Annotated in this window: 5 protein-coding genes; 2 read left to right on the forward strand and 3 right to left on the reverse strand. The window is 45.5% G+C overall.

Going from position 1 to position 6,445, the window contains the following annotated elements:
• The first annotated feature begins 1 nt into the window (after position 1).
• Both WH46_RS03470 and WH46_RS23750 read left to right on the forward strand, forming a co-directional pair.
• The gene (locus WH46_RS03470; RefSeq protein WP_046225689.1) at positions 2 to 838 is read left to right on the forward strand and encodes a 1,4-dihydroxy-6-naphtoate synthase; all 837 of its coding nucleotides are present in this window, start codon (positions 2 to 4) and stop codon (positions 836 to 838) included.
• Positions 839 to 1,114: 276 nt separating this feature from the next.
• Positions 1,115 to 1,273, forward strand: coding sequence for a DUF1540 domain-containing protein (locus WH46_RS23750; protein WP_082208294.1), 159 nt, complete (start codon positions 1,115 to 1,117; stop codon positions 1,271 to 1,273).
• Positions 1,274 to 1,571: 298 nt separating this feature from the next.
• Here the strand turns inward: WH46_RS23750 and WH46_RS03475 are convergent, their stop codons facing one another.
• The 3 genes from WH46_RS03475 to WH46_RS03485 all read right to left on the reverse strand — a co-directional run bounded on the left by WH46_RS03475 (position 1,572) and on the right by WH46_RS03485 (position 6,135).
• Entirely contained in the window at positions 1,572 to 3,314 is a 1,743-nt protein-coding gene (locus tag WH46_RS03475; RefSeq protein WP_231584278.1) for a methyl-accepting chemotaxis protein, read from the reverse strand.
• 500 nt (positions 3,315 to 3,814) lie between these two features.
• Entirely contained in the window at positions 3,815 to 4,681 is an 867-nt protein-coding gene (locus WH46_RS03480) for a rhamnogalacturonan acetylesterase (protein WP_052714095.1), read from the reverse strand.
• A gap of 572 nt (positions 4,682 to 5,253) precedes the next feature.
• The gene (locus WH46_RS03485; protein ID WP_052714096.1) at positions 5,254 to 6,135 is read right to left on the reverse strand and encodes a rhamnogalacturonan acetylesterase; all 882 of its coding nucleotides are present in this window, start codon (positions 6,133 to 6,135) and stop codon (positions 5,254 to 5,256) included.
• Between the last annotated feature and the right edge of the window lie 310 nt (positions 6,136 to 6,445).

The following is a 6,445-nucleotide window of genomic DNA, read 5'->3' on the forward strand; positions in this document are numbered from 1 at the left end:
TATGAATATAGCTTTTTCTCCTTGTCCCAATGATACATTCGTGTTCCATGCCTGGGTGCATGGCCTGATTCCAGGCGCCCCCGAACTGGAAGTCACTTATGCAGATATCGATATCACCAACAACTGGGCTGCCGAAGGCGAAGGCCCGGAAGTACTCAAAATCTCCTATGCTGCTCTGCCGTGGGTACTGCAAGATTATGCACTAATCCCTTGTGGTGGCGCACTCGGACGCGGCTGTGGCCCACTCGTATTGACTGCCAATCCCGAAGCGACCGATGCGTCTGCACTCGCTGGCAAAAAGGTGGCGGTACCGAGCGAACGTTCTACTGCTTACCTGCTGTTCCGTCTATGGGCTGCCCAGAACGTACCTGGCGGTATTGGCGAAGTAGTCGTTATGCCATTTGACCAGATTATGCCTGCTGTACGTGATGGACAGATCGATGCAGGCCTTGTTATCCATGAAGCCCGCTTTACCTATCAGAATTACGGCCTGACCCTGCTGCAGGATATGGGCAGCTGGTGGGAAGAAGATACTGGATTGCCGATTCCGCTGGGTGCGATTATCGCCCGTCGTTCACTGGATATCGCCCAGATTACCGAATGGGCACGTTCCTCGGTCGAATACGCCTGGGAACATCCCGAAGCTTCCCGCGATTATGTGATGGAGCATGCACAGGAGATGGATGCCAGCGTAGCTGATTCCCATATCAATCTGTATGTTAATGAATTCACCCGCAATCTGGGTGAAGACGGCTACGGGGCGATCGAAGCACTGCTCGGCCGGGCAGCTCGCGAAGGGCTGGTACCCGAGTTCGATCTCAGCCTGTTACGCAAATAACTATTACAAACAAGTCAATAAAAACCTTGATTAATGAAGCAAAACAAAATCCCCTGCTCTCCACAATGGAGAAACAGGGGATTTTTTACGATATATTACGATTATTTGGGTCATACGCCCGTTTATCGGGGAATAAAGGAACAAAAGCATTTGCCAAATTCGGTATACGTCCTGTATACTGGGAGTGTTACTACAAAAAGTAACAACGACAAACAGCCTCTTTTGCCGAAGAGACTGTCAAATGCTGTATATTATGAGCACAGGAGGTGAATCATCATGGCTCAAGACGTATTGTGTGAAGTAAGTGCATGCACTCACTGGGCGGAACAAAACAAATGTACCGCTGACACTATTTTTGTAGTTAGTCACGCTGCTGCAAAAGAACAAACTGCTGAAGTTCAAGAAACAGATTGCCAAACTTTTGAAAAGAAATAATACTTACTATTTGTTGTACATCATGAGAAGGGACTTTGCCGAGTTCCTTCTTTCTTTTTATATTCTATCAACAATGATTATTATTATCAAGTGGATTTTCAATATTTGTTGAGAAAAGATTGAGAAAAGAAGGATGCCCCTGCTATAGGAGCATCCTTCTTCTTGTTGATCATTCGATAAATGGTTCATAAATTCCCTTTGCTGTAGGCTTGCCACAGCAGAAACAATATTTATACTGCGATTCGTACTCTCTCATGTCTATTCACAGCTGAATAGATAATGAGTATCAAGTAGGCTATTACAGCTTGAATTTGGCTACAGACTCTGCCAGTTCGTTAATCCCCTGCTTGGACTGCTTCATCTGCTCGGCTACGCGTGAAGTCTGTTGTACGATATCATCGGTTTTCTCAGCAATCATGCTGGTTCCTTCGGCACCTTCATTGGCTGCAACCGAGATTTCCTGAATTGCTTTGACGACATTCTCGATCGAAGCCAGCAGTTCTTCGGAAGTAGCGCTCAGGTCATTGGCAATATCATCGATTTCCTGGGCACTGGAAGCATACTGATCGGCGGAAGACAGCATCATCTCATAGTCGGTACGAACATTGGTACTGAACAGATTCAGCAGGTCATTGGAATTGGATGACAGATTGCTTACTGATCCGACAACAACCTGGGTAATCTCATTGATCTGATCGGCTGCTTTTTTGGAATCTTCAGCCAATTTACTGATCTCACTCGCCACGACGGCAAAGCCGCGTCCGGCATCTCCTGCACGTGCCGCTTCAATACTCGCATTCAGTGACAACAGGTTCGTCTGTGAAGCAATATCGATAATAGAAGAGACCAGACTGTTAATTTGCTGTACGGACTTGGATTCTTCCAGAGCCTGTACCAGACTGTCCCGTACTTGATTGTACGTCGTTGTACTGGTATTGTACGATTGCTTGAACTGTTTGCTCAGATCAGCTGCACGTACAGTCAACCCTTCGGCTGCGCGGGCACCTTCCTGGGCTTTGCTCGCTACGGAGTTTACCGCCGATTCAATCTCTGTCGATGTGGCATTCATCTCCTGCGTAGAAGCTGCGGTCTCTTCCATACCGGCAGACAGCTGCTCGGTTGTGGCCGAGATATCCTGTACGCCGCCTTCAAGCTTGTTCATTTCTTCATCCACGATCTGGATCGTACCCTGCAGATTGCGGCTTTCCTCGATTACACGACCGAAAGTGGTTCTGAACTCTTTTCTCGCTTCGCCGAGTGCCTGAATAATGACGGCAAACTCGTCTTTCTCTGTCAGATAACGGGTATAGCTGTCATCATAGGCCAGATCAAAATTCGCTGTTTTGTGGATCATCTTCAGTGTATCCTTGGTACGATTGCGTACATTGCGTACGATAAAGAAAATCAGCAGTGCAGCAATAACAAGGATAGCAGCCAGCTCGATAATCGTAACCAGACGCATCTGTCCACTTAGAGCAGCACTCTCTCCAATCGCGTCCTTGCTGTACTGATCCATGATATTCTCAATTTGATCCAGATTCTGACGCGACGCTGCAAATTTCACTCCGGATTCGGTCGAATTCACATAACGACGTTCTTCGTAGTTGAATTGACCTTTCCATGCGTTGTAATTGGTATTGAAGTCTTCAATCAGCTGGAATACATTTTTTTTGGTCTCGGGATCTGTATATTTCTCGAATACAGCATGGTTATTCTCCATAATCGCTTTGGCCTGCTGTACACGGTCATACGTCTGCTTTACATTTTCGTTGTAATCATCTTGTTGAACTTTAATTTCATTGGGATTTTGAAGCGTCGTTAGCATAAATTCAGCAATTTTTGCCTGATAATAATCACGGTCGGCATTCAGTACCAGATAATTAATCTGATAGGCTTCAGTATAGAGAGAGGTAATTAACTTATCTCCCATTTTATCGATATTACGGATCGCCAGCACCGATAAGACGATCAGCGCAATGACAAGAATTGCTGCTGGTAACAACATCTTGGTGCTAAGACTCCAGTTATTCAGTTTAAACATTTTCACTATTAAATCCTCCCGGCATATTGACTGACATAAGAGTTGAGGGGACGGCTAGGAACGGGTATGCTATCTGCCTTGCAAACTGGCTTGGAGTAACATACATAACAAACCGGCGATAGGATACTGCTGATATTAGTCAGGCCTTTACTAATCATCCGCACTTTTGTACTCACTACCGCTTCATCTCATTGATATGTACTATTATCGGTAAAATGACCTATTTTTTTATGTATATTTTCAGGAATATCAAAATATAGCTATTTAGCAAAATATCGTATGGCAAAAATTGGCCCAGATGAATAAACATCCGTAGTTAGATGAAGTTCGTGTCACAAAAAATAAAAGCTACCAACCGGATCGGCTGGCAGCATCACAAACAATATAATCAGATCGCATATAAATAATTACGATAAAAGAACATAATATTCTTTTAATAAGGACAATTGAACTACAGGCTGATGATTAAAAATATTCACATCCGTGCAGCCTACAGACATTTATTGTACATGGGTAGATATCGTTAAAGACAGCGCCCGGATACCATCGGCTACAAGTCGTGCTATCCGATCAGCCCCGTACTCCTGAAAATGAATATCGTCTGCCGAGCCTGCTATAAAAGCAGGATATTGTCCGGGAGCCGTATACAAAAACAGCTGCTTGGTTGCTTCTGCTCCAATCGAATTATAATAAGCGACACTGCTCGCACTCAGGTCCAGCAGCGGTGTAGCTGTATCTGACGCTACCTGCTTCATCGCCGCTACATACTCAGGGAAGCTGATCTGAAAGCGTCCGTCTGCATCCGGAGTACGCGTCCCCATCGGTGTAATCAGTATCGGCGCGGCTCCATGATCACGCGCTCCCTGAATGTACTGGTGCAGATAACGCTTGTAATCTGCTACCGGTGTATAACGATCCGGCTTCGCCTGATTGGCATCATTATGTCCAAACTGGATCAGCAGATAATCCCCCGGCTGAATTTCCTGCCAAATCGTGTCCAGTCTCCCCTGCTCGATAAATGTTCGCGTACTGCGGCCGCTAATCGCGTGATTGCGAAAGGTAACTCCCTGGTCAAAGTAACGACCAATCATCTGTCCCCACCCTGCCTGTGGGCGCTGGGCATCCGTATAGGTCTGTACTGTAGAGTCGCCTGCTATATAAATCACTGGCCGTCCATGTCCTGCACTCGTACCTGTAGAAGCCCCTACCGCAAACCATAGACTCACAATCATAATACCGAGCAGTACAACAGGACCCAATCGGCGGTTAACGGAACCCCAGCGGTTAATATTCTTCCGATGGTCACCAGCTTTTCGACGGCTAACAGCTTTCTGACGATTAACAGAATTCCAGAACCGATTACGCAAGGGCTTCCCTCTTTCATAAATCAATATAATGGATAGTTAACAGAATGGAAGATTAGACAGACAACGTTCATTAAATAGTGAGAACATCGATATGTTGTTGTAAGCAAGTAAAGCAGCAGTGAACCGACAGTAGGATTAGAGAATGGAACTACAGAAACGCAGGATAAGGTTCATATAAATAGAGAGATGGAGCATAACGATACTATCAGGAGATAATGGGCAGAAAGCAGCCTATACAATGTGTCATCAGGAATAATGGTGAATATCGTGGTTTTAAATGTATTTTAACGTATACTCTCCTGCACTGACAATTCATTTATTCGCAAATCATACATTCATAATGGATAGCCGTAGATGGAATAGGAAGAATGAAAGAACCGATGTTATATGACATTACCGAATAAAAATCAGACTTTCTGCTATTGGTATGTACACGTATTTGAATAGACTGGCAGCAGCAAAAAGGATAGTACCCACACAGGCCTGCCCTTTTTGTTAGATACGTCCTGCCTGTAACCAAGTAGAGCTGCTAACTAATGCTGCGACAGGACGGGGTGAGTGATCGGTTACCTTTACTGAGCTGCGCTGAAAGCAGGATTCAGCACATGCTCGGACAACGGCAACCCCAGATCTCGGATGCCTTCAGCTACCAGCCCGGCAATCTGCATTGCTCCGTATTCCTGGAAGTGCGTATTATCTACAACACCATTTGGGAAATACGGATACAGACCCGGCTGTACATGCATGAAAATAGAAGTAGTTCCTTCTATACCAACCGAATTGTAGTAGGCCACACTGCGTGCACTGAGATCAAGCAGCGGCGTCTGCGTCTCGGCGGCGATCTGCTTCATCGCTGCTACATATTCAGGGAAACTGACATTGAATTGACCGCTAGCATTATAGTCTCTTCTCGATACCGGAGTGACCAGAATTGGAGTTGCGCCTTTGCTGCGGGCACCATGGATGTAGACTTTGAGGTAGTTGCGGTAATCTTGTACAGGCGTATATCGTTCCGGCTTGCGGTCAGCATCATTATGACCGAATTGGATCATCAGATAATCTCCAGGCTGAATCTGACTGATAATCGTATCCAGTCGTCCCTGCTCGATAAAAGAACGGGAGCTTCTGCCACCGATTGCCTGATTGCTGACAGCAATAGAATCATCCAGATACTGGCCGATCATCTGCCCCCATCCTGCCTGCGGACGCTGCGCCTCGCGGTAAGTCTGTACCGTTGAATCGCCTGCCAGATAGATGGTCGGCAGATGAGTATAGACATCCTGGGTAACGGCTGGGGTAGTGAAATTGTTGGTTACGCCATGGGTAGCATCCTGCACAATCGTCGTCGATGGCGCAGCTGAAGCTCCTCCATAACCAAATAACGTTCCCAGGCAAGTGATGATACTCAGCAGCATAAAAGGCATTCGACGTTGAAGCTTTGCTTTATTTCTCAATTACATCCCTCTTTTCTATTTTATAAAAGCGCTTACATTAATATGATAATCATTACGCTTGTGCTGAGGTATGCAATAAACCGCTCTGTTTGTTCAATAATCAGAGGGAACGGAGGTGTTATTTCTGCATGTTTATGGGGGTTATAAGGATAGGGTTGGGCACGGTCTGAGAAAAAGAATGCCATAAGGTAAAATACTGTACTCAAAACAACGCAATAAAAGAAGAGGATAGCTGTATAAACTGTACCCTTTGTAAAGGACATTTCAAAAAAAGGTTAGGACACGTGAAGAAGCTGTTGCCTGTATGTTG

Source organism: Paenibacillus dauci, assembly GCF_000971985.1.
Taxonomy (GTDB): domain Bacteria; phylum Bacillota; class Bacilli; order Paenibacillales; family Paenibacillaceae; genus Saccharibacillus; species Saccharibacillus dauci.